We start from the raw sequence: 24,014 nt of genomic DNA on the forward strand, positions 1-24,014 counted from the left end.
CGTGCCGCACGCGTTCGAGCGTTGGATCAGGGTCAGTGGGAAGGAGGATCGAATCGACACGAAGCGGACCGCCGCGCTTATCGGGTCGCGGCCTCGCGCGACCGTTCAGCTCGCGCGGAGCGGCGGCGCCTTCAGCGGGGCGCTCTCGCGCTCGAGCGCGAGCGCGGCGCGCAGGACCAGCGCTTCCTCGAAGTGGCGCCCCACGATCTGCAGCCCGAGCGGCAGGCCGGCGCTGGTGAGGCCCATCGGCACGCTGATCGCCGGCTGGCGCGTCAGGCTGAAGGGCGCGGCGAAGGAGGGGGGGAGCGCGCCGCCGTCGATCAGGGGCGCGGCCCCGGCCGACGTCGGCGTCACCAGCAGATCGAAGCGGCGGTGGAACGCGGCCATGGTCAGCGCCAGCTCCGCGCGCTGCCGCTCCGCCTCGAGGTACGCCACCGCGCTCAGCGCCTCTCCCTGGGCTGCCGCGCTCTGGACCGCCGGATCGAGCAGCGCGCGCTGCTCCGGTCCGAGCTCCCGCACCGTGTGCGCGGCGCGCGCCGCGAACAGCGTCCGCAGCACGCCCCCCGGGTCAACGAACGGCGGCGCCACCTCCTCCACCTCGGCGCCGAGCCGTTGCAGGAGCGCGACCGCCGCGTCGAAGCGGGCCCGCGTCTCGCCCGGCAGATCGACGTACCCGAGCGTGGCGCTCACGCCGACCCGCACGCGGCGCAGGAACCTTGCATTGAGCGGGTCGGACGCGTCGAGCGTGTCGGACGTGTCGGGGGCGTCGGAGGCGTCGACCGCGACGAGCGCGCCCAGGTACAGCGCGTCCTCGCGTGGCGGCGGGGCCCGGAACGGATCGCGGTCGTCAGGACCGGAGAGGACCGAGAGGAGCAGCGCCGCGTCGCCGACGGTGCGCGCGATCGGCCCCACGTGCGGGGGCACCCCCACCACGCTCGCCGGGTGCGCGGGCACCCGACCGAAGGTCGGCTTGCACCCCACCACCCCGGAGAACGCGCTCGGCACGCGGATCGAGCCGCCGCCGTCCGTTCCGACGGCGAGCGGACCGAAGCCGGCCGCCACCGCCGTGACGGCGCCGGCGCTGCTGCCGCCCGGCGTGCGCCGTGGGTCCCACGCGTTGCGCGTGATCCCGGTCAGCGGGCTGTCCCCGAGGCCCTTCAGGCCGAACTCGGAGGTCGTCGTCTTCCCGAAGAGCACCGCCCCGTGCTCCCGCAGGCGGGCGACGGCGGGCGCGTCCTCCGTCCAGGGGCCAGCCGCGTCCACGGTGCGCGAGCCCCGCCGGGTCGGCCAGCCGCGCGTGAGCAGGAGGTCCTTCACCGAGACAGGCACCCCGTCCAGGCGCCCCACCGGCTCGCCTCGAGCCCAGCGCGCCTCGGACGCCCGCGCGGCCTCCAGGGCCCGCTCCTCGTCGAGGAGCGCGAACGCGTTCAGCGAGGCTCCGTGGCGCTCCACATGGGCGAGGACGGCGCGGAGCGCCTCGACGGGGGAGGCGCTGCGGGAGCGATAGAGCGCGAGGAGCTCGACGGCGGTGGCTTGCACGAGCGAGGCGAGCAGCATGTGTCCACTATAACGGACGGTGTGTCCTTTGCAACGGACATGACGGACATGACGGACATGACGGACATGACGGACATGACGGATGCAACGGACGTGACGGATATGCGCGTTTGCCTCGGTGTCCCCGCCATGGTCCTTGTCGTGTAGATCTGTCGTGCATCACAGCCGACCGCGACGCCGGGCACAGGATGGCGTCTCCGGCGAGAGGGCGCGGCTGTCGCATTCGTAGTTCGGTGGACGGCCGGCGCCGTGCACGGCTTGCGCCGCATCGGTCTTTGGCCGCCACGTCCAAACCCGGCATGCACCTTTCGTCATGCACCGGGCTTTCCATCCATGTTCGTGGCGCAGCAGGGTTCGCGCGTCCACCCGAGCTTGTACGGCTCGACGCGCACGGTCGACGTGTCGAAAGGGCTGACGCCTCCATCTGTCCATCGCACGCCTCTTCCCCCAATCAGCGCTGCCCGTACCGAATCGAGCGCTTCAGGGAGATGCGGTGCTCCTTGCGAAGACGGCCGCCGCGGTCGCAGCACGGCTGAGGCCGAATGCATGGCAGAGCTCGCGATGCTCGTCGAGGCCTCCGGGCCGAGCGGGGCCGTGCGCTTGCCTCGCGTTTCGAATTCCACTACACGCCGAAGCACGCGAGCTGGCTGAACGCCGCCGAGATGTGGGTCGACGCGGATGCGACTAGGTGGTAAGCGTACGAGCCCTAGGAGTGAAACATGGCGCCAACACGTACGCGAAAAGTGAGCCTCTGCGGCACGGAGCTGCATGGCCTGCAGCACATCTGCGCGTTCTTCGATTCGCGCAAGGAAATGTACGACGTCCTCAATCCGTACTTCCAGGAAGGAATCGATATCGGCGACGAGGTGGTGACCATCCTCGAGTCGAGCGTGCATGACGACCATGTGGATCGGATGCAGAAGGGCGGCGTGCCCGTGCAGGATGCGATTCAGCGTGGCCAGCTCAAGGTCGTGCCTTCCGAGCAGACGTACCTCCAGGACAACGTGTTCGTCGCGGACCGCATGCTCTCGACGCTCGAGGGCGTGCTCCAGGGCGCAGCCGAAGGCGAGTTCAAGTCCGTTCGCACCTGCGGCGACATGGAATGGGCGCTGAAGAGCCTGCCGGGCACCGAGGACCTGATGGTCTACGAAGCAAAGGTGAACACGCTGGCTCCCAAGCACGACTGCACGCTTCTTTGCTGCTACGACGTCAATCGCTTCAGCGGCCGGGTGATCGCCGATGTGCTCGCCACGCACTCGCACGTGATCATCGGCGGCCACGTGCACGAGAATCCGTACTACCTCGACCCGGTGACGTTCCTGAAGAAGCTCGCGCTGCGGCGAGCGCCCGTGTCTCTCGCGAACGCGGGCTGACCCTCACGCCTTCGGCTGGTCCGCATCCCGCGGCAGGCGCCCGGGGCGCCGCGGCGCTTGGCTTCGCGCGCCGGGCTGGCACGATCGCCGCCTCGCTCCGTGTGGTATACCCCCCTGCGTGGGACGCTTCGATCATCTTGCCACCACGCCCGCGCGCGGCGCGGCCGACGTCCTCAAGTGGAAGCTCGGCGCCCGCGAGAAGGCCGTCGCTGACGGGTTCGTCACGCCGCACCGCACGTACGACCGCTCGCTCGTCGAGAGCGGCCGCGCCTCGCTCACGTGGATTGGCCACGCGTCGTTCCTGCTCGTGCTCGGCGGCCTGCGCATCCTGATCGATCCAATTCTCGCGACGGGCCTCGGCACAACGAAGCGGCTCGCCCCGGCGGGCATCCCGCTCGAGGACCTCACCGAGATCGATTTGGTGCTGATCACGCACAACCACCGCGATCACCTCGACGCGCCCACGCTGTCGCGCATCCTCGCGGCGCACGCGGTGCACCCGGGCAAGCTCGGCAAGAAGAGCTCGCCGCTCCGGCCCCGCTTCGTGGTGCCGCAGGGCAACGGCGCGCTCCTCGCGAAGCTGGGCGCAGGCGCGATCGACGAGCTCGCGTGGTGGCAGTCTGTCCACGTCGGCCAGGTCGAGATCACGCTCGTGCCCGCGCGGCACTGGTCGATGCGCATGCCCTGGGACAGGAACGAGGCGCTCTGGGGCGGCTTCGTGATCCGCGGCCCCGAGGGCACCGCATACCACTCGGGCGACACCGGCTTCTTCGACGGCTTCGCCGAGATCGGCGCGCGCAACGGCGGATCCATCGACTGGGCCATGTTGCCCATCGGCGCCTACGCCCCGCGCTGGTTCATGGAGCCGCAGCACATGGGCCCGGAAGAGGCCGTGCAGGCGTCCAAGCTGCTCGGCGCGCGCACCTTCGTCGCGATGCACTGGGGCACGTACAAGCTCACCGACGAGCCGATCGGCGAGCCGCCGGTCCTCGCGCGCGAGGCCTTCCTGAAGGGCCGCGGCGACATGGATCGCCTCTGGATCCTCGACGTCGGCGAGACCCGCAGGCTCTGAGATCACGCGTCCTCCGACGGCGGCGGCAGGCCCGGCAGGCCGTCGATGCTCGTCGTGTTCTTCTGCAGCCGATAGCGCGAGAGGCCCTCAGGCCCCTTGCGCTCCGCCCACTTCGACAGCGTGTCCCGCTCCCCCTCGTAGGCCATGCGCGGCACGGCGTAGCCGCACGACGTGGCGACGCGCTCGAGCTCGACGCGGATCACCGAGCGGACGCCCTGGAACGGCGGGAAGAGGTCCGCCAGCGCGCCGAAGCGCGGGTCGCCGGGGAAGACGGGCTCGCCGCGGCCCTGGAGGCGCAGGATGCGGGGCGGGCCGTCGAACGCGCAGAACATCAGCGTGATGCGGCCGTTGTCGCGCAGGTGCGCGATGGTCTCGACGCCGCTGCCGGTCAGGTCGAGGTAGGCCACGGTCCGCGGGTCGAGCACGCGGAAGGTGTCGTGCCCCTTCGGCGACAGGTTGACGTGCCCGCCGCTGCCCGAGGGGGCGGAGGCCACGAAGAAGAGGCGCTGCTCGGCGAGGAAGCCGATGAGGTCGTCGTCCAGCTCGGAGAAGGTTCGTCCCATGGATCCTCGTGGGCGGCGGGCACGCGCAGGGGCGCTGGAGGGCGCGGTTCTCTACGCGACGGCGCAGCGCCGCCGCGTGGTGCCGCGCCTCGCGGTGGTGTAGGGGCGGCGCGGCGGTGAGGGGAGGGGGAAAGCCGAGGGATCCAGCGCCTGTTGCGGCAGCCCCGTGCACGGGCGAATCTCGATCTGAGCCGAGCTCAGGCCTCGGCGATCTCCCCCGGCGACGCGCCAGAGGCGCCTTCCTGGCGCGGCGCGGATCCGGTAGTCCTCGCCCGGCCTCCGGCTCTCGCATGCCCCCGTCGACCACGCCTCCCTCCGTCGCCCAGCGCCTCGCGCGCGCCCTAGCGGTGCTCGTGCCGGCGCTCGACATCGTCGAAGCGCGGGTCGACGAGGGCGCGCCGCCGGCCTGGTGCGAGGCGCGGGGCTGGACGGGCTTCCTCCTGTCGCTCTCCGACGCCGAGCTCGCCCGCTGCGAGGCCGAGGGGCTCGCCACGTGCATCGACGGCCTCGAGCGCCCGCCCCCGAGCCTCGTGGCCCTGGCGCGGGCCGCGGACGAGGCCGCGAGGCTGCCGCGGCGGCCTGTCCAGCCGCTCCCGCCGGCGTCGCTGGACGAGCTCCGGGCGGTGCCCGCGCGCAAGCGGCTCCAGCTGGAGGCCCTGCTCGGCGCCGTGGCCCCCATGGCCGCCCGCGCCCGCCGCCTCGTCGACGTGGGCGCGGGGCACGGCCACTTCACCCGCCTGGCCGCCGCGCGCTTCGACAGGGACGCGATCGGCCTCGAGCGTGAGCCCGACCGCGTGGCCACCGCCTCCGCGCTGGCCGCCGGGGGCCGGGCGCGCTTCGTGGCGTTCGACGCCTTCGAGCAGGCGCTGGCGTTCGGTCCGGACGACCTGGCGGTGGGCCTGCACGCCTGCGGCGAGCTCGGGGACCGCACGGTGACGGCGGTGGCCGAGGCGCCCTGCGACCTGGCGCTCGTCTCGTGCTGCCTTCAGAAGATCGGCGCGCCGGCCCGCGCCCCGCTCTCGGCCGCGGCCAGGGCGGCGGGGCTCGTCCTGAAGCGCGAGGCGCTGGGGCTCACCAACCTGACGGCGCGCCCCGCGGGGGTCGAGGCCAGCCTCGACGAGGAGCTCCTGGCGCGCGAGCGGCGGCACGCGCTGCTGTCGCTGCTCCGCGGCCGCGGGCTCGACGTCGCCCTGGGCGAGGAGATGCGCGGGATCAACCGGCGGCGCGCGCACGGCGGGCTGCGCGAGCTCGCGGCCCGGGCGCTCGCGCTGCGGGGCCTCTGCCCGGCGACCGAGGCCGAGCTCCGCGAGCGCGAGGTCGCGGCGCGCGCGGCGTTCGGCCGGATGCGCCGGCTCACGCTGCCGCGCGCGCTCCTGGCCCGCCTCACGGAGGTCGCGGTCGCGCTGGATCGCGCGATGGCCCTCGGCGAGCGAGGGCACGAGGTCGAGGCGGCCCTCGTGTTCGAGACCGAGGTGACGCCGAGGAACGTCGCGATCTTCGCGAGCGCCCGGCCGGGAGGGCTCGGCGGCTGACGCGGCCCCCGCGGCTCACCCGATGCGCGGCAGTGCCGTGGAGCCCCAAGCCCGCCCCCCCGGTCACCAACGTGGTCGTGAACGTGAACGTGGTCGTGGTCGTGAACGTGGTCGTGGTCGTGGTCGTCAACGGCTTGTCGTGAACGTGAACGTCCCCGGAAGTCGCCGGGGGCAGCGACACTCGTCGACCAAGGTACCGGCGGAACGTTCACGTCTACGATCGTGTCGTCGACGACCACGACCACGACCACGACCACGACCACGACCACGACCACGACCACGACCACGACCACGACCACGTTCACGACCACGACCACGTTCACGGTGGTGACCGCTGGGCCAGCAGCCCTGCGGATCGGGTGCTTCCCTGGCAACAGTGCCGCGCGGCAGACCCTTGATTCCAAGCGTTTCATGGAATGGCACGCACGGTGCACATCACGGCGCCATGCAAAGACGTCAGTTCTTGGGAGGCGCCGCTGCAGCGGTGTCGGCGGCGCTTCTGGCAGGCAGGGCCCGGGCCGCCGGGCCCAGCGTGATCCGCGTCGGGGTGCCCGGTGTCGGCGTGGGCAATCGCCCCGTCACCGGAGGCAGCTTCTTCTCCCTCTTGCACCTCCAGGGGACCCTGGCCGAGGAGTTCAAGAAGGACGGCATCGAGGTGAAGTGGAACTTCTTCCGCGGCGCCGGCCCGGCCGTGAACGAGGCGGTCGCGAACAACCTGCTCGACATCTGGACTCACGGTCACCTGCCTTCCGTGGTCGGCCGGGCGAGCGGCCTCAAGACGCGGCTCCTGGCCAGCGCCAGCCGGCGCGGACACGCCTACCTGGTGGTGCCCGCCGATTCGCCGATCACCGGCGTCAAGGATCTGCGCGGCAAGAAGGTGGCCTTCCAGAAGGGCACGGCCTCGCAGCTGTCCGCGAACCGGATCCTCGAGGGCCACGGGCTGACCGAGAAGGATATCCGGTCCATCAGCATGGATGCCTCCACCGCGAAGGCGGCGATCGCCACGAAGGACATCGACGCGGTGTTCGGCGGCACGGACTACCTCTCGCTGCGCGACCAGGGGATCGGGAAGATCGTCTACACGACCAAGGGGGATTCCCCTACCTACCCGAGCAATTCAGGCATCATCGCGCGGGAGGACTTCATCAACGAGTACCCCGACGTCGTGCAGAAGATCATCACGCTCGCGGTGAAGTCGGCGGCGTGGGTCTCGGACGAGAAGAACCGCACGCAGGCCTTCCAGCTCTGGTCGAAGTCCGGCACGCCCTTCGCGAACTACAAGGAAGCGCAGCAGGGCGAGGACATGAAGCAGAACGCCAGCCCGCTGCTCGACGAGTACGCCATCGCCCGGTACAGGTCGGCGGTCGCCGACTCGAAGAAGTACGGCCTGATCAGGAGCACGTTCGAGGTCGAGCCCTGGACCGATCGGCGCTTCCTCAACCGGGCGCTGAAGGACACCGGGCTCGAGCGCTTCTGGGCGGAGTGGGACGCGAACGGCAAGCCGAAGGGCTGACGGCACGCGGGCGCGGGCCGCGACGCGCGGCCTGCGCCGCCAGCGCTGGCGACTCGCTCGAACCCAACTTGCTGCAAGGAATGACCTGATGGAGAAGAGGCGGATTGGCTCGCTCGACGTGTCGGTCGTGGGCCTGGGGTGCAACAACTTCGGCGGTCGAATCGACGAGCAAAGGACGGCGGCGGTCGTCGGCGCGGCGCTCGACGTCGGCATCAACTTCTTCGACACGGCGGACGTCTACGGCGGCACGAAGAGCGAGGAGCTGCTCGGCAAGGCCCTCGGGAGCCGGCGGAGCTCGGTGATCATCGCGACCAAGTTCGGCGTCCCGCTCGACGACGAGCGCAGGGGCGGCGCGCGGCCGGCGTACATCCAGCGCGCCGTGGAGGACAGCTTGCGCCGGCTGGGCACCGACTGGATCGACCTGTACCAGCTGCACCGCCCCGATCCCGAGACGCCGATCGAGGACACGCTGGAGGCGCTCGACGCGCTGGTCCGCGCCGGCAAGGTGCGCGAGATCGGCAGCTCCAACTTCTCGGCCGCGCAGATCCGCGTCGCCGAGGAGGCCATCCGCCCGGGGAAAGCGCGCTTCGTGAGCGTCCAGAACGAGTACAGCCTGCTCCAGCGCGAGCCCGAGCGCGAGGTGCTCTCGGACAGCAAGCGCCTCGGGATCGCCTTTCTGCCCTATTTCCCGCTGGCGAGCGGGCTGCTCTCCGGCAAGTACCGGCCCGACGCCCCGGCGCCCGTCGGCGCGCGGCTCTCGTCGCAGGACACGGCGCTCTCCGCGCGCTTCCTGACCGAGCGGAACCGGCAGACCGCCGCGGCGCTCGGCGCCTACGCGGCGTCCCGGGGCCACACGCTGCTGGAGCTGGCCTTCTCGTGGCTCGCCAGCAGGCCTGCGGTGGCCTCCGTGATCGCCGGCGCGACGTCGCCGGAGCAGGTGCGCGCGAACGCCGCCGCCGTGGGCTTCCGGCTGACCGGGGCCGATCTGGAAGAGATCGATCGACTGGCGCCGCTCCCGGCCCGCTGAGCGAAGAGGAATCCATGGCCGTTTCGACATCCACGTTGCGTGTTCAGGCTGCCGTCGAGCAGCTCCAGTCCGGCGGTATGGTGATCCTCGTCGACGACGAGGCGCGCGAGGACGAGGGAGATCTCGTCGTCCTGGCGGAGCACGCGACGCCGGCCACCATCAATTTCATGGCGACCCACGGCCGGGGGCTGATCTGCCTCGCCCTCACCGAGGACCAGGTGGACCGCCTCGCGCTGCCGCTCATGGCGACCCGGCCCGGCGCCCGCCGGTCGACGGCGTTCACGGTGAGCATCGAGGCGCGCGAGGGCGTCACGACCGGCATCAGCGCCCGCGACCGGGCGCGCACGGTCGCGGCCGCGATCGCGCGGGACGCGTCGCCGCGAGACGTCGTGTCGCCAGGGCACGTGTTCCCGCTGCGGGCGCGCCGGGACGGGGTGTTCGAGCGCGAGGGGCACACCGAGGGCGCTGTCGACCTGGCGCGGCTCGCCGGGGCGCTGCCGGCCGCCGTGATCTGCGAGATCCTGAATGACGACGGGACGATGGCGCGCCGCCGGGACCTCGCGCGCTTCGCGGCGCGACAGGGGCTGCCGCTCGTCTCCATCGATGACCTCATCCGCTGCCGGGTGCGGTCCGAGGACGTCGCCGCGCGCGTCCGGAGCGCCCCGTTCCGGCCCGCAGGAAGCCCGAGCGGCGAGTGGCGGGCGCACACGTACACGCTACGTCGCGAGAGGCAGCTGCTCCTCCTGACGCACGGCGCGCCGGCGCACGCCGGCGACCCCGCCCTCGTGTACACCCACCGCGCCGCATTCGTCTCGGACCTCCTCGGCGACGCCCATCTGTTCGACGCCCTGCGAGACATCGAGGCCGCGGGCGCCGGCGCGGTGGTCTATGTGCCCCCGCCGGCCGAGCCGACAGCCGCGGGAGCCGACGTCACCATGGGGCTCGAGCTCGCCGTGGCTGCGCGCGAGCTCGCGGCGCTCGGGTACCGCCGGGTGACGCTCCTCGACTCGAGGGCCCCGCGGCACGACGGGCCCAAGAAGGAGATCGACCTCGAGACGGGCGAGCCCGTGGCGCAGGCGGCGGGCCACGGCGCGCCGCCGCCGCGGCGCGGGCGGGCAGGGGACGGCCTCTCGGGGTCTCCCGCCCTGCAGAGCTGACCCGGGCCGGTGCGATGCGCTCGGCGTGGCTTGCGGATCGCCGTGCGGGGCTGGCGCGATGCGCTCGCGCCGGCCCCCGGGTCGCTCAGCGGGGGGTCACGATCAGGGAGTAGTCGTTCACGGCCCCCAGATAGCCATAGACCTTCAGGAAGTGGGGGCCGTCGAGCGCGGTGGGCAGGGTGATCGTCTCGCTGTTCGTCACGCCGGTGCTGGAGGCGACGATGGCCCCCGTCCAGGAGTAGAGGGCCACGTCGATGTCGCCCGCCGCGTGGTTGAATTCGACAGTGATCTGCCCGATTCCGTTCCAGCTCGACACTGCGTAGTAATCGACCTCGTTCGCGTCCACGCGGAAGCGGGCAGGGTGCTGGAGCGCGGGGTAGCCATAGCTGCCCGGCCAGAGGTGAGACGACTCCCCCCTCTCGGCGCCGGGCTCGGAGAGGCTCAGCCGGTAGTAGCCGGCGCTCGACGCGTAGCTCTTCAGCCGCAGGTAGGCCCAGGACCCAGGCGGCAGGCTCGCCCGCACGAGCTCGACATTGCTGTAGCCGTTGCTGCTGCTGACCGGCCATCCGGCGGGATCAGCGAAGAGCGCGAGATCCACGTCCTCGGGGCCCACGATGTTCAGGTAGGACTCGACGATCCCGCCCGACGGCACCTGGAACGCGTACCAGATGGCCTCGTGCGGCTCGATGTAATCCTCCTCGATCTGGTGCGCGCTGCTGCCGTTGAACACGTGCGGCGTGCAGAAGTCGGGCGGCGCGAGCGTGTTGCAGGTCGCGTGGACCGGCAGGCCGTCGAGCGTACCGGCAGTCCACACGTAGCCGATGATCCCCTCGTCCTTGTACCCCTGCGCTATCGCGCTCGATTGCTCCGCGCTCGAGATCGTGTAGAGGTAATCGCCGGAGTTGAAGTAGTTGCCGCCGTTGCGGTGCAGCCGGTACAGCGGGGTCGTGCCTGGGAGCTGCGATGTCGCGATGTACCCCACGCGCTCGGCGCACATGCGCGCGGCCTCCTCGGTGCCAAGCTGGCAGTCGGGGGACGTCGTGAGGAGCGTCTTCGGCCCGATGCGCGCCCTGAGCAGCGCGGTCGTGCCGCTCATGCCCGGATCGCGCGCCAGGAAGAAATACCCCTCGGCCTCGGCCGTGACGCCCGCGGTCCGCGCCTCGTGGAGGTCCGTCGTGTACAGGTGGCGGCCCTGGCCCGCGCGCGTGCCGAAGGCGCGGTGCACCCCGGTGAACGCGCTGCCGAACTGATTCCAGAGCACGAGCTTCGTCCCCTTCCACCTCGGCTCGCCGAAAGCCGGTGTCGAGAGATCCACGAGCCGATCGGCGTGGGGGGTCGCGAGCATGGACGCAGGGACCTCCGTGCCGTTTCGCGTCAGCTTCACGAACTCGACGTCGTTCGTCCCGTAGATGCCCTGCAAGGAGAGATCCGCGGAGAAGTCGAGCTGCAAGGCGGCGAGCTCCCACGCGGGCACGCCGCTCTCACCGATCTCGCCCGCCGACATCGGGAACACCGTGCTGGTCACCACGCCGCCCTGGGACGTGCGGGTCACCTGGAGCCGCAGGAGATCGCCCCGGTACCGGCCGTAGGTTCCATGCGGGAGCTGCCAGCGCGTCGTCTGCGGCGCCTGGCCGGGACGGATGACGGTGAACGTCAGCCAGGTGCGCAGCAGATCGTCGTGCGCGCCGTCCTCGCCGCGCGTATCGCGGCAGAGGCGGACCTCGGTCGCGTGATCGGGCGTCGCCGCGAACAGGCACCCTTCGCCGGGCACGGCCGCGTTCGGCGCCGGCGTACCCGGGCCGCCGAGCTTCGCGGCGTACTCGGGCGAGATAGGCCCGCGCGTCGTGGAGGGCTGGACCTCCCAGGCATCGAGCGTGGGCGACCCGCGCATCGGGAGCGTCGTGCCGGCGTACGCCGCCGGGCTCGGGAGGCCCGTCAAGTGGAGGTACAGGCGCTGCCCCGGCTCCCGGATTGCCGGAGCCGGACCGAGCGGCGACGGCAGAAAGACCGCGTTCCCCGGGTCCGTGGGCAGGGGCGCGCTGCCCGTATCCCCGGCGAACGCCCACGGCTGATCGTTCGTGATGAGCCGGAAGCCCGCGTCGACGTGCTCGGTCTGCACTTTCGTGCTGGCGGTCGTGGCCACGCTGTCGGAGCGCAGGACGACCCCCTCGTTCACCAGTTTGTCGCGCTCCGTGGCGTCCAGCGAGTCCAGCCAGACCCCCGCGAACACCGAGCTCTCACGCGCCCTCTCAATCGCGTCCGCGTACCAGGGCTCGCAGGCGACGTCGGCGACCTTCGGGTTGCCATTGTTGAGCTCGAGCGACTGGGCGTTGATCTCGATCCAGGGGTCGTGCTCGGGACAAACGCGGAGCTTCGCCTGGACGTCGCCGGGCAGCCCCAAAGCGTCCTTTGCGAAGAACTCCCGCATCGGGAACGCGACGTGCGTCATCATGTCGCCCGACGCATAATCGAGCCAGTCCCAGTAATTGTCCCCCCAGTTCGCGTGGACGGTGACGAGGTAGCGCCCCCGCAGCTCCTCGAGCGTCGGCCAGCCGGCGTCCTTGACGCACTGCCGGATCGTCTTCCCCTGGCACCCTGGCCGGGAGAGCATCTCGCGCGGCGTGTACAGGCGGGTGCCGAGCCCCTCCCACAGCGTCGCGTCGAGGTCGGCGGCGGAGTGGCTCGCGTCGAACATGCGCCGCGCCTGGGTGAAGATGTTCATCTCCTTGAACTCGAGGTGGACGACCGTCGCCTCGTGGCTCGGCAGGGCGTAGTCGTACTTGCGGAGGATCTGGAGGCAATCGAAGAGGTGCGTGCATTGCGTGTTCTTGTGGCTGATGTCGTCGAGCAGCGGCGGCACCGTGAACGCGAAAAGCGGATCGAACGGTGGCGGCAGGCCCGCGAGCGGGGCGACCGCGCCCGCGAGCAACGGATCGAGGTGGTTGTAGGAGTGCCGGACCACGAACTGGCCGGCGAGGTCGTGATCTCGCGAGATGTCGAGTTCAATGCTGCGCACGTGCTCGTGCAGGAGCTGATCGAGGAGCGGCATGGCCGCCCCGCTGGCGCCGAACTCCTCGTTGATCCACCGTGCCGTGAAGTACGAGTTGTGGGTCCCCTTCCTCACGACCTCGTTGAATCGCGGAGACCCCGTGCCCAGCGCCTGCGCCGCCTCTCCGGCGACCTTCTCCTCGAGCGGTACGCGGTCTACCTCTCCGTCGTCTGGAGGCGCCGCGCACGCAGGTGCGCCTGCGAGCCCGCCCAGGGCGGCGAGGAGCAGGAGGGAGTGATGGGGGGGCGAGAGCGTCCGTTTCATGGTGGGTTCCTCGTTCGTTGGTGTCGATCGTCGCAGAGGTGGTTGGCGCTCCGCGCCTGGCCAAAGGCGCGGGCCGCGTCGTGCTCTTCTCGTCCACGCACCGGCACCTACGCAGATCGCGACCGGCGGTTTCGCGCTCAGGGCAGGGGGATGTCGATCGTGGGGGGGCGTCCACCCCACCGTGCACCTGCACGCCCGTACCCGGGATCGTGGGCCAGAATGCGCGGTCCGCGCGGGGGTCGCTCAGCGCCGCCGGGACGTTGAACCCGCCGGAGCGCCCGCCGGCTCCTCCGCCCTGAAGAGCTGAGGCGAGCGCGCCGCTGGGGCGCGAGCGGAGCTCCGTCGCTGCTGAGATGGCACTGGCAGCCCCGCCCGAGCGTTCGGTACGCTCTCAGCGTGGATTTCGCGCCCAGAAATCCGATCCGGGGCGTGAGAAATCCGGCGCTGTAAAAGGAACGCCTTGAAAGAAAGGCTCGGCGTGGCGACCCGTCCGGGTTGCTATGACCAAACGAAGGCACACGCCGAGCACCTCCAAGGTGCGCCGGCGCGAACTCGGGTTCAAGAGGAAAGGCGACGGGCGGCACCAGGAGCGAATCCGGCGGCCAAACCCTGCCATGATTCACATCGCGCCCACGGAGAAGAATCTGACGGGCATCGCAGGGCTTGCCCCATTCGGCGCCTTCATCCGGGAGCTTGGCGTCGACGCGGCCTTGAGCCGCAGGTTCTTCCGGCTGAAGTCGGGTCGCTCGGTTATCTACCCGATGGCCGCGCAGATGCGCCTGCTGATGGACGGCGCGCTCGCCGGCGAGGAGCGCGTCTTCGGCATCGAGGCGCTCGCCGTCGATCCGCTCTTCGTACGCCTCGCCGGCGGGGTCGTCCCGAGCATCGACACCGTCTACCGGGACCTGTGCCGCTTCGACGACGATGCGCTCGAGGCGCTGCACAGCATGGTCGTCGATCACGGGCTTGCCCTGGTTGCTCGCCGAAAGCACCGATTCGTGCATATCGACGTCGACACCACCGTGGAGCCGCTCTTCGGAATGCAGGAGGGGGCGCGGCCGGGCCCGAACCCGCGCTACCACGGCCGGCCGAGCTATCATCCGATCCTGGCGCGGATCGCCGAGGTTGACGCCATCGTCGGGGCCAAGCTGCGACCGGGCGACACGAGCTTCGGCGAAGCCGATGTGCCCTTCGTCGAGAAGTGCATTGATCGCGCGCGCGCCGCAGCTCCGAGTGCAGCCATCTACGTACGGATCGATGGCGCTGGGGATTGCAGCGCCTTGATGCACGCCGTTGCTGCGAAGGGATGCTTTTTCCTGACCAAGGCGCGGATGAGCCCCGATCTGGTGGGCAGGATCGCGTACGCCACCGGATGGCGGACCATCGACCGAGATGCCGACGGTCGTCCTCGACGGCAGGTGACCGAGGTGCTCTTCCGGCGCCGCGATTGGCCCGATGGGGTCCGCGTCATCGCCGTACGCACACGCGACCGGGAGAATGGCAAGCAGATCAACCTTTGGGAGGGGCTCGACTACACGGTGCAGGTCTTTTTGACCAACGAGCCGGTCGAAGCGCCGGAAGACGTCGCGGCGCGGTATGACCTGCGCGCGGGCATCGAGCCGCTCATTGGCGAGCTCAAGCACGGGTGGGGATGCGGTCGCGTGCCGAGCCACTGCTTCAACGCCAATCATGCCGCGCTGCTGCTGAAGCTGCTGACGGCCAACCTGATGCGCCGCTATGTGCTGGAGCACGTTCCGCACCTGGCGAGCTGGCGAACGCCGTGGCTGCGCCGCGCGCTGATCCTCGTTCCGGGAAGGTTGGCCCGGTCGGGTCGGGGCACGACCCTGCACGTGCCGACGTGCTCGCAGCTCGCCCGCTGGCTCAATTGAAAATGAAACCAGCCGAAATGATCGTGGGGGGTAAGGGGGGCGTGCGCCTTCGTGACGCTCTGGGCGTCAGCCAATTGTAGTTTAAACCGCACGCGCTTGGCCGAGCGCCGCTCGCACGGCGCCTTCGGCTCGCTCGTGCCCCCCTGGGCGCGAAATCCACGCTCAGCATGCGGCTCCTCGCGCTGCGACAAACGGCGGCGTGGCTCGAGCCATCGGTCGATCTCGCTTGGGAAGGACAATGAACGGGCAGAGGCTCATCCCGGAGCTCGACGTGGCGGATCTCGGCGCCTCGCTCCGCTTCTACGTCGGCGTCATCGGCTGCACGCTGCGGTTCGAGAGGCCCGAGGAGAGATTTGCCTTCATCGACCTCGAGGGCGCGCAGCTGATGCTGCAGGAGGCGGCAGGGCCGGGCCGCAGGTTCCGCACCGCGCCGCTGGAGCATCCTTACGGGCGCGGCGTCAATTTTCAGATCGAGGTCGCCGACGTCACTTCGCTGTACGAGCGCGTGTGCGCAGGCGGCTTCCAGATCGTGATCCCCTTCGAGGATCGATGGTACCGTGAGGGCGATACAGAGCTCGGCAACCGCCAGTTCGTCGTCGCCGACCCTGACGGCTATCTCCTGCGGTTCTTCACCGACCTGGGCCAGCGCCCTCTGCGCTCTTGATCGCTCTCCGTGCTCGCTGGTCGCCAGTCCGATCGACCGAACTGGCTCCGCCTGTCAGAAGTCCAACCAGGGATCTGTAGCGCGAACGAAGAGATTTCGACGCAAAGACGCAAAGGCGCAAAAATACAAATAATCTGCTCTTCTTTGCGTCTTTGCGCCTTCGCGTCTTTGCGTTGAAATCTCTCTCTGGATCCCTGGCTGGACCCCTGGCGGGCGAAACTAGGGATAGCTGACGGTGATCTCGGCGAGGAACGTCCTGCCGTTCTGCCGGCTCGTGGTCGAGAGGTAGCTCTCCGCGGCCGGGTAGTCGTACCGCGTGTCCATCGCGTTGTAGATGCCGATCACATAGCGGCTGTGGAAGCGCTGGAGCTCCCCGGACACCGTGAGGTCCGCGACGATCGCGCCCGCGGTCTCGTCGGCCGAGCTGCGGGCGATGCGCCGGGGCGCCTCCAGGTTGATCCGGAGCCCGGCGGCGGCGAGCCGCTCCACCACCGGCACGACGCCGCGAAACGACGCCAGGTGCTCCGGCGCGTTGATCAGCCGCTCTCCGCGCCTGAGCTCGCCGCGCTGGTAGCCGTACGTCGCCGCCAGCATCCAGCCTTGCCGCCACTCGCGGCGGAGCTCGACGTCACCCCCCGCCACGAACGCGTCTGGACGGCTGTTCACGTAGCGCACCACGCCGGGCACCCCGGGCCTGTCCTCGGCGGAGATGATCCGGGCCGACAGCTTGCTCGCGTGGACGGCGCCGAGCGCGGTCCAGTCGTCGCCGAGGCGCTGCGAGTACTCGATCTCGGCCGAAGCGATGGACTCCGGCTTGAGCACGAGGCCCCGGGCGGGGTCGACGGCGGGCACCTGCGTCTTGCCGTCGGTGTAGAACTGCTCGGAGATGCTCGGGGCGCGGAAGGCGCGCCCGGCCATGATCTTCAGGACCCCTCCCGGCGCGGGCCGGAGGATGATCGCGGCGCGCGGCACGACGATCGGCGCGAACGTGCTGTAGACGTCGAGGCGCGCGCCCCACGAGAGGCGGACCCACGGGGCGGGCGAGCTGTCGAGGATGAGGTAACCGGCGCCGAAGCGGTACGGCTCGGGCTTCGTGGTCACGCGGCCGTCCCCGAGCACGCTGCCCAGCGTCGCCTCGGGGTGCGCCTGCACCTCGCCGCCGCCGGTGACCCTCAGCCAGGGGAGCGGCGTCCACGCCGCCCTGAGCTCGCCGCCCAGCCAGGTGCCGTGCTGCTGCTCGAAGATCGTCTCCTCCTCGAACGCGTAGACGCCGCGCCAGACGAAGCGGTTCACGTGGGCGCGCGCCACGAGCTGCAGATCGGGCGCGAGCCGCGGCTCGAAGCGCAGCTCGGCCATCATGTGCGCGTCCTCGTAGCTCGTCCCGAGGTCGTTGAGCCGCGTGCCCACGTAGCCGGTCGGGACGAGCTGCTCGCGCGTGTGGTACATCCACTGCGCCGTGAACGGCCCGTACCAGGCGCGCCCGGACGTGCCGCCGGCCCGGAACGTCTCGGCGCGCTCGGCGATCTGCGCGCGCGGCCCCTCGCCGGGGTCCCGCAGCGACACCGGGACGTCGAACCCGTCGGAGCGCGCCCCGGTGACGCTCGCCCGCACGCCCGCGTCCTTGCGGGCGTTGTAGTGGAACCCGGCGCGCGCGTGGCCCACGCCGTCGTAGTAGGTGCCGGCCGCCACGTGCGCGGCCGTGGGCTCGTCGCGCCCGCGCGGGACGAGGTTGACGATGCCGGAGAGCGCGCCCGTGCCGTAGAGCAGCGAGCCAGGGCCGCGGACGACCTCGATGTGATCCACGTCGTGGAGGTCGTCGCGCGCGTCGGAGCCCACGAACGAGGCGTTCAGCACGTTGTCGTTCGTCGAGTGGCCGTCGGAGAGGACGAGCAGCCGGTTGCCGTAGTCGAGCGGCTCGCCGAGCCCGCGGATCCCGGCCGAGTAGACCACGTGATCGTTCGAGAGGTAGACGCCGCGCGTGCCGCGCAGCGCCTCGGCGATGGTCGGGTACCCGAAGGCGCGCAGCTCCTGCTGGTCGATGACGCTGATGGATGCGGGCGCGTCCTCCAGGCGCTCGAGGACGCGTGAGGCCGACGACACCTCCCGGAGCGGCGCCAGCGTGACGTCGCGCAGCTCCGCCTGCTGGCCGGCCGCCACCTCGATCGTCCGCTCGACGGGCGTGAAGCCCCGCAGGCTGACGCGGACGCGGCGCCGGCCCACGGGGACGCCCTGGATCACCGACGGCGTGAAGCCCATGGGGCGGCCGTCGATCTCGACGAGGGCGGCGGGCTCGTCGGCGCGCACGAGGATCGAGCCGGTGAGCGGGCTGAGCGTCGCCGTGATCGGCACCGTCTCGTGCGCGGCGAGCGTCAGCGGCTGCGGCGCCGCCTCGAAGCCCGGGCGCGAGAAATGGAGCACGTGGCGGCCCGGCGGCAGATCGAGATCGCACGGGGCGGTGCAGGCGGGCGGCGCGCCCTCGTGGTCGACGTGCACCGTGGCCTCGCTCGCGCCGCGCACGTCCACCCGCACGGTGCCGACGATGCGGCGGAGCACGATGAGGACCTCCTTGCTCTGCCCGAGCTTCACCGGGACGTCGTCCACGGCCACGGGCTCGTAGCCCGCGAGCTCGACGAGGATCCGGTAGCGCCCCTCGGACATGGCGAGCCGGCGCGGCGCCGTGCCGCGCGCGCCGAGGTCCTTGCGATCGACGTAGATCCTGGCGCCCGGCGGCGACGTGACGATCTGGAGCACGGCCACGCGCGGCGCGATCCGCTGGAGCGCGGCCTGGAGCTCGGCGACGACCTCCGGATCGGTCTCGCCCTCGAGCGCGTCGTCGTAGTACCGGTGCGCGTCGGCGAAGCGGCCCAGCTCCTCGTAGGTGAGCGCGATGTTGAAGACCACGTTGCGGTTCGGCACGAGCCGGTTCGACGCGAGGAAGTGCTCGAGGGCGGCCTGGAACCGCCCCTGCTTGTAGAGATCGCGGCCCAGGTCGAAGTGGAGGTCGGCCTCGTCGGCCTGGCCCTCGCCGTCGGCGCGGGCGGCGGGGGCCTGGAGCAGGGCGCCCGCGAGGAGGGGCACCGCGGCGAGCCTCCACCGGCGAGCGCGCGTGCTCGAGGGCGCTCGACGCATGCCGCTAGCGGTGCTCGCGCAGGCGCGTCGCCTTCGTCGGCGCCGGCTCGCTGCTGGCCGGGTACGGCGACGACGGCGCGAGCACCGCGCGCGGGCGGCCCGCCCTCGCCGAGCCGAGCGGCGTGAGCGCGGCCCCGGCCGTGGCGAACCCGCTCGCCGCGGCGGCCGCCGCGGCCGTGGGCGGCGAGGCGGCCTCGGACGGCGGGAGGGACGAGGGCCCGGGATCCTCGCTCGAGGGCGCAGAAGGCTCGCCCTGCGCCGGCGCGACCTGCGAGGCCGCCTCGCCGGCAGGCGGCGCGCCCGCGGCCGGCGCCGCGCCGCGCCCGAGCCACGCGGTCGCCGCCATGCCCCCGAGGAGCGCGACGAGCGCCGCCGCCGCGATGGGCGCGACCATGCTTCGCCGGCGCCGCTCCTGTGGATCCCCTGCGGCGACGCGCTCGCCCCGCCTGGACGGCGCCGCCGTCGGCGCCAGCGACTCGTCCGGGGGCAACGCGTGCACGGAGGGAGGTCCGGCAGCCGACGTCTGCGCCGGCGGCACCGACGGCGAGGCCGCCGCCGTGAGCGTGAGAGGAGCGACGGACGCCCGCGCGGGCGTCACCGACGGCGAGGCTGTCGCGGTGAGCGTGAGAGGAACGACGGACACCCGCGCAGGCGGCATCGAGGGCGAGGCCGCCATCGCGAGGGCGGGTGGAGCGACGGACGCCTGCGTGGGCGGCATCGAGGGGGCGCGCTCCTTCGCCTGCTCGCTCAAGCTGTGCCGGGACCCACGCGTGGGGCCGATCGGCCCGGTCAGGGTCTCGGCTTCCTCGTCGATGGCCCGCGGGCGATCCGGCGGAGGCGGCGCGTCGACGGCCTCGTTCCCCATCGCCCTGCGCAGGATGCGCGCCACCGTCTGGCGCGCGTACTCCGACCCGAGCGGCTCGAGCAGCGTGGCCAGCTCGGCGATCGTCTGGGGACGGCGCGCTGGATCCTTCTCGAGGCACATCAGGATGATCCACTCGAGCGCGAGCGGGATCTCCGGCCGGTGGCTGCGCGGCGGCACGGGCACGTCGGTCACGATGCTGACGAACAGCGCCGAGACGGACTCGGTCTCGAACGGCAGCCGCCCTGTCAGGAGCTGATAGAGCGTCATGCCGAGCGCCCAGATGTCGCTGCGGGCGTCCACCGTGCGGGTGCTGCGGATGTGCTCCGGCGACATGTAGCGGGGAGAGCCGAGCACCACGGCGGATGCGGTCAGCTGGGCGTTCAAGCCGAGCACGCCCTCCTCGGACGCCTTCGAGATGCCGAAGTCGAGCACCTTGATCAGGGTCGAGCCGTCCTTGCGGCTCGCGAGGAAGAGGTTGCCCGGCTTGAGGTCGCGGTGGACGATCCCGAGCGAGTGCGCCTCGGCGAGCGCCTCGCAGGCCTCGATCACGTAGCTGACCGCGTGCTCCACGGGCAGCGGGCCCCGCGATTCGAGCAGCGCCTCCAGATCGATGCCATTCAGGTACTCCATCACGAAATAGGGCAGATCGTCGTCGGTCTGCCCCACGTCGATGACGCGGGCGATGTGCTCGCTGGCGATCGCCGCCGCGGCCTGCGCCTCTCGGAAGAATCGCTCCGTGGCGCCGGGGGTTGTGCGCCCCTCGGGCAGCAGGAACTTCAGCGCGACGCGATGGCGCAGCGAGAGGTGGTGCGCCGCGACGACGATCCCCATGCCGCCGCGTCCGAGCACCCGCTCGACGCGGTACTTGCCGCCGACGACATCCCCGACGCGCGGAATCCTGCGCCATGAAGCCGGTTCCGCCGCGTCCGAGCCTGCGTGGGCCATCGGCCGTCAGTATACACCAGCACCTCTGGGACCCGGCAGAATCTCGGCCGCCTGCCGGCGCCGTGTGCGATACGCCCGCTTCCAGCCCCACCCGCTCTGTCGGGCGGCGATCGTGGCGGGGTGTGGCACCGCGCGCTGGCAGCAGCGGCTGCGCGGCGAGCGGCGGTGGACGAGGGGCGAGGGGCGCGCGAGCCGGCGGGGCCGGTCGACACACGCCGAGCGGGCTCCGGCATTGCGCACCGCGTGGTGGTTCGTCTTCCGTGGATGACGCGCATTGCTATGCTGGCCACCGGTTCCTCAGCGAGGTCTCATCGTGAATGAATTCACTGCGATAGGCGCGATAGGCCCCCTCCTCGGCGGCGTGCTCATCGGCCTGGGCGCGTCTCTCCTCCTGCTCTTCAACGGGAGGGTCGCTGGCATCAGCGGCGTCTTCGGAGGGCTCCTCTTCCGGAAGCCTGGCGATACCGCCTGGCGTGCGGCGTTCGTCGGGGGCCTCCTCCTCGGCGGTCTCGCGCTCGTCGCCGCGCACCCGCGCGCCTTCCCTCCGGCGGGGGGCGGCGGCTCGCTCGGCCTCGTGATCGTCGCCGGCTTGCTCGTCGGGTGCGGCGCGCGGCTCGGCAGCGGGTGCACGAGCGGCCATGGAGTCTGCGGCCTCAGCCGCCTTTCGGTCCGGTCTCTCGTCGCCACGGTGACGTTCATGGCGACCGCGGCCGTCACCGTGTACGTCAGCCGGCACCTGCTCGGGGCGGCGCGATGAGGCAGGGCGCGGCCGCATTCCTGGCCGGCTTGCTGTTCGCCGTGGGGCTCGGCGTCTCCGGCATGACGCAGCCGTCCAGGGTCATCGCCTTCCTCGACGTGGCCGGCGACTGGGACCCGAGCCTCGCGTTCGTGATGGCCGGCGCGGTCTCCGTGCACTTCCTGGCGTACCGCGTCCTTCGCCGGCGGCGGCGCGGGGGCAGCGCCGATGCGCCCGGCCTTGCCCGCGCGCCGAGGTTTCCCCTCCTGGCCGATCGGGCGGTCGTCCCGACGCGCGCCGATATCGACGCGCGCCTCGTCGCCGGCGCCGGGCTCTTCGGTGTCGGCTGGGGTCTCGCCGGGTACTGCCCGGGGCCGGCGCTCGTCTCGCTGTCGACCGGATCGAGCGCCGTCCTCGCGTTCGTCGCGGCGATGGCCGCCGGCATGGCGATCGAGCGTTTCGCCGCGGCCAGGAGGACGGGCGAAACGAGCGAGCAGACGATGGAATGAACGGCAAGTGAAACAACGCGCGTGACGGGCGGAGCGACGCACACCGCGCGGAACGACGGACGGAACATCGCGTGTCGCGCCGGACGGAACATCGTATATCGCGCCGGGCGCCGAGCATCACGGGCGTGCCGCGGGCCGATCGGCCTCTGCGGGCCAGAGCAGGCGGCGGGCGTTGTCGCGGTAGATCTTCTGCAGCGCGGGCGCGGGCAACTGGATGCCGTAGATCCTCCAGAACCCCTGGCGGCCGTTCGCTGCCTCGGTGTCGAAGTAGTCGTCCTCGGTCTCGAGGAAGCGCGCGTAGACCTCGTAGCCTGCTGTCTTTGCGCTCTTGAGGTCGGTGCCGAAGAGCACGCGGTCCTGGTAGCGCGCGAAGAAGCGGCGGGCCGCGCGCGGCTGCCGGCCCAGCTCGCTGATGCTGGCCGACATGTCGACGTTGAAATTGGGGAAGCGATCGAGCCAGCCCGCGAGCTGCTTCAGGTCTTCGGACGAGCTGCCCATGTGCGCGCCCACGAAGGTGACGTCGGGGTGGCGTTCGAGGACGCGGTTGCGCTCCTCGAAGAGCTGCGCGCGCGTGGGAAAGCGCGTCCGGTCTGCGAACGACCAGCCCGGGAACTCGCGCAGCTCGTGCCAGCGCTCGTTCTTCGCGTCCAGCGGGACGAAGAACGCCGCCGGGTCGGCCACGTGCCAGAGCACGGGCCTGCGGTAGCGCGCGCACGTGCGCCAGACCGGCTCGAGCTCCGGGCTGTCGAGCGCGACGCGCCGGCCCTCGGGCGTGCGCACCGTGAGCCCGAGCTCCTTGAAGATCTTGAGCCCCTTGGCCCCGGCCTCGAAGTCGGTCGCGAGCTGAGCGGCCACGCGCTCGCCCCACCCCGGCCCGCCCACGAGCGTGAGGTCGAGGTTGGCAAAGGTCAGGAAGCGCCCTGGATATGCGCGGTCGAAGCGCTCGAGCTCGCGCGCCAGGCGCTTGCCCGAGAAGCCATCGAGGTTGACGATGGTCTCGACGTGAAACGCGTCCATGCGCGCGACCTCGGCGGCCACGTCCACGACCCGGCGCAGGTGCGTGTGGACATCGATGGCGGGCACGGCCAGGTGGGTGATCGCGGTGCGCTCGAGCGCCACAAGCGGTGTGGGCTGCCAGTCCGCGAGTCGCAGCGCCGCGATGTCGGCGGGCTGCGACGGCGCCGGGCCGTGAGCGCACGCGGCTGGCAGGAGGAGAACGAGGAGGACCGCTGCGATATGCGCGCGGGACATGAGGTGACCTCTGGACGCGAGCATGACCGAGCATAGCGCGCAGGAGGCCGCGCTCGGCAAGGAACGCCTCGGGGCAGATCACCGAATTGGCATGATAGGCTGCGGGGCGCAGGCGGAACGGAAGGAGGCAATGTGCTTCGATTTCACCTGGCTCTTGGTTACGCGGTTTTCATGGTTGCAGCGTGCGGCAACGATGTGCCCGAGGCTGGCGCGCCGGGTGGTGCTGCCGGCAATGGCTCTGGCGCCACCGGTGGCGGCGGCGGATCCGTCGCGAACAGCGGGGAGGGCGGTGCCGCCGGCTCGGCGGGAACGGCCGGCGGCGAGCGCGGCCACGGCGGCACCGGCGCCGGCGGCGACCCGGGCGGCACCGGGGGCGGTGTCGCGGGCGGGGGCGGGGATGGTGCGGCCGACCCGTGTGGGGGAGCGTTGCCGATCACCTGTGGCGATCGTTTGAATCACAGCACGACGAGCCAGGGGCGCGCGAATGTGTGGACGGGCTACGGCCGGACCGCTCGTGCCGAGTCCGGGCGTGAGACGGTCTATGCCTTCTCCTCGACGACCGAGTGCATGGTGGTCGCAAAGCTCGAGAACCTCGCGACGGACCTGGACCTGCTGCTGCTTTCCGCCTGCGACCCCATCCGGTCGAACGAGATGGCTTCCTCGACCCCGCAGGATCTACAGACCGTCGAGACCGTGAGCTGGACGAGCGCGCCAGGCCAGACATCCTACCTGGTGGTGGACGGCTACGCCGGGGCCGAAGGCAGCTACACCATCTCGGTCGACTGCACGTGTCGATGAGTTGACCGCTCGAATCGCGCCGGTTACCAGAGGCCCAGCGCGCGTGTGAAACGCGTTCGAGCATGTCGCGAACTCGCCTGCCCCTGTCGGTTGGGGCACGGTGCGCTTGTCGTACCATGAA

General features: G+C 71.4%; 17 protein-coding genes. 11 read left to right on the plus strand and 6 right to left on the minus strand.

All coding sequences use genetic code 11. From position 1 onward, the window contains the following. Positions 1 to 105: 105 nt before the first annotated feature. Positions 106 to 1,557 carry an amidase gene (locus WMF14_RS13100; RefSeq protein WP_437801314.1) on the minus strand — a complete coding sequence of 484 codons (1,452 nt, stop codon included), beginning with the start codon at positions 1,555 to 1,557 and terminating at the stop codon, positions 106 to 108. Positions 1,558 to 2,276: 719 nt separating this feature from the next. On the opposite strand from WMF14_RS13100, the gene WMF14_RS13105 reads away from it, so the two are divergent. Continuing rightward, positions 2,277 to 2,930 carry an MEDS domain-containing protein gene (locus WMF14_RS13105; protein WP_437801315.1) on the plus strand — a complete coding sequence of 218 codons (654 nt, stop codon included), beginning with the start codon at positions 2,277 to 2,279 and terminating at the stop codon, positions 2,928 to 2,930. 118 nt (positions 2,931 to 3,048) lie between these two features. Beyond that, positions 3,049 to 4,002 (plus strand): MBL fold metallo-hydrolase, encoded by a 954-nt coding sequence (locus WMF14_RS13110; RefSeq protein ID WP_437801316.1) that lies wholly within the window; start codon positions 3,049 to 3,051, stop codon positions 4,000 to 4,002. A gap of 2 nt (positions 4,003 to 4,004) precedes the next feature. On the opposite strand, the gene WMF14_RS13115 is transcribed toward WMF14_RS13110, so the two are convergent. Continuing rightward, entirely contained in the window at positions 4,005 to 4,565 is a 561-nt protein-coding gene (locus WMF14_RS13115) for a pyridoxamine 5'-phosphate oxidase family protein (RefSeq protein ID WP_437801317.1), read from the minus strand. A gap of 290 nt (positions 4,566 to 4,855) precedes the next feature. On the opposite strand from WMF14_RS13115, the gene WMF14_RS13120 reads away from it, so the two are divergent. From WMF14_RS13120 to ribB, 4 genes are all read left to right on the plus strand, one after another. Beyond that, positions 4,856 to 6,097 carry a methyltransferase gene (locus WMF14_RS13120; RefSeq protein ID WP_437801318.1) on the plus strand — a complete coding sequence of 414 codons (1,242 nt, stop codon included), beginning with the start codon at positions 4,856 to 4,858 and terminating at the stop codon, positions 6,095 to 6,097. 445 nt (positions 6,098 to 6,542) lie between these two features. Further along, complete coding sequence (locus tag WMF14_RS13125) at positions 6,543 to 7,610, plus strand: ABC transporter substrate-binding protein (RefSeq protein WP_437801319.1); 1,068 nt, start codon at positions 6,543 to 6,545, stop codon at positions 7,608 to 7,610. Positions 7,611 to 7,698: 88 nt separating this feature from the next. Beyond that, positions 7,699 to 8,637, plus strand: a complete 939-nt coding sequence (locus WMF14_RS13130) for an aldo/keto reductase (RefSeq protein ID WP_437801320.1) — start codon at positions 7,699 to 7,701, stop codon at positions 8,635 to 8,637. A gap of 14 nt (positions 8,638 to 8,651) precedes the next feature. After that, complete coding sequence (gene ribB / locus WMF14_RS13135; protein ID WP_437801321.1) at positions 8,652 to 9,794, plus strand: 3,4-dihydroxy-2-butanone-4-phosphate synthase; 1,143 nt, start codon at positions 8,652 to 8,654, stop codon at positions 9,792 to 9,794. A gap of 85 nt (positions 9,795 to 9,879) precedes the next feature. Here the strand turns inward: ribB and WMF14_RS13140 are convergent, their stop codons facing one another. Beyond that, on the minus strand, positions 9,880 to 13,107 hold the full coding sequence (locus WMF14_RS13140) for a Ca2+-dependent phosphoinositide-specific phospholipase C (protein ID WP_437801322.1): 3,228 nt from the start codon (positions 13,105 to 13,107) through the stop codon (positions 9,880 to 9,882). Between the two features lie 500 nt (positions 13,108 to 13,607). Between WMF14_RS13140 and WMF14_RS13145 the strand changes: the two genes are divergently transcribed. Then, entirely contained in the window at positions 13,608 to 14,996 is a 1,389-nt protein-coding gene (locus WMF14_RS13145; protein WP_437789980.1) for an IS1380 family transposase, read from the plus strand. A gap of 238 nt (positions 14,997 to 15,234) precedes the next feature. Further along, the gene (locus WMF14_RS13150) at positions 15,235 to 15,660 is read left to right on the plus strand and encodes a bleomycin resistance protein (RefSeq protein ID WP_437801323.1); all 426 of its coding nucleotides are present in this window, start codon (positions 15,235 to 15,237) and stop codon (positions 15,658 to 15,660) included. A 219-nt stretch (positions 15,661 to 15,879) separates the two neighbouring features. On the opposite strand, the gene WMF14_RS13155 is transcribed toward WMF14_RS13150, so the two are convergent. Continuing rightward, positions 15,880 to 18,738, minus strand: a complete 2,859-nt coding sequence (locus WMF14_RS13155; RefSeq protein WP_437801324.1) for a TonB-dependent receptor domain-containing protein — start codon at positions 18,736 to 18,738, stop codon at positions 15,880 to 15,882. Between the two features lie 55 nt (positions 18,739 to 18,793). Next, positions 18,794 to 20,599: a serine/threonine-protein kinase gene (locus WMF14_RS13160; RefSeq protein WP_272103100.1), complete on the minus strand. Its 1,806-nt coding sequence runs from the start codon at positions 20,597 to 20,599 to the stop codon at positions 18,794 to 18,796. A gap of 313 nt (positions 20,600 to 20,912) precedes the next feature. On the opposite strand from WMF14_RS13160, the gene WMF14_RS13165 reads away from it, so the two are divergent. Together WMF14_RS13165 and WMF14_RS13170 are read left to right on the plus strand one after the other, a co-directional pair. Beyond that, complete coding sequence (locus WMF14_RS13165) at positions 20,913 to 21,356, plus strand: YeeE/YedE family protein (protein WP_437801325.1); 444 nt, start codon at positions 20,913 to 20,915, stop codon at positions 21,354 to 21,356. Further along, positions 21,353 to 21,844, plus strand: coding sequence for a DUF6691 family protein (locus WMF14_RS13170; RefSeq protein WP_437801326.1), 492 nt, complete (start codon positions 21,353 to 21,355; stop codon positions 21,842 to 21,844). The genes WMF14_RS13165 and WMF14_RS13170 overlap by 4 nt, the downstream gene beginning before the upstream one ends. A 117-nt stretch (positions 21,845 to 21,961) precedes the next feature. On the opposite strand, the gene WMF14_RS13175 is transcribed toward WMF14_RS13170, so the two are convergent. After that, on the minus strand, positions 21,962 to 23,095 hold the full coding sequence (locus tag WMF14_RS13175) for an amidohydrolase family protein (protein WP_437801327.1): 1,134 nt from the start codon (positions 23,093 to 23,095) through the stop codon (positions 21,962 to 21,964). 132 nt (positions 23,096 to 23,227) lie between these two features. Between WMF14_RS13175 and WMF14_RS13180 the strand changes: the two genes are divergently transcribed. Next, positions 23,228 to 23,893, plus strand: a complete 666-nt coding sequence (locus WMF14_RS13180; RefSeq protein WP_437801328.1) for a hypothetical protein — start codon at positions 23,228 to 23,230, stop codon at positions 23,891 to 23,893. Positions 23,894 to 24,014: the final 121 nt, after the last annotated feature.

Origin of the sequence: Sorangium sp. So ce693 (genome assembly GCF_051521375.1) — a bacterium.
GTDB classification, from domain to species: Bacteria; Myxococcota_A; Polyangia; order Polyangiales; family Polyangiaceae; genus Sorangium; species Sorangium atrum.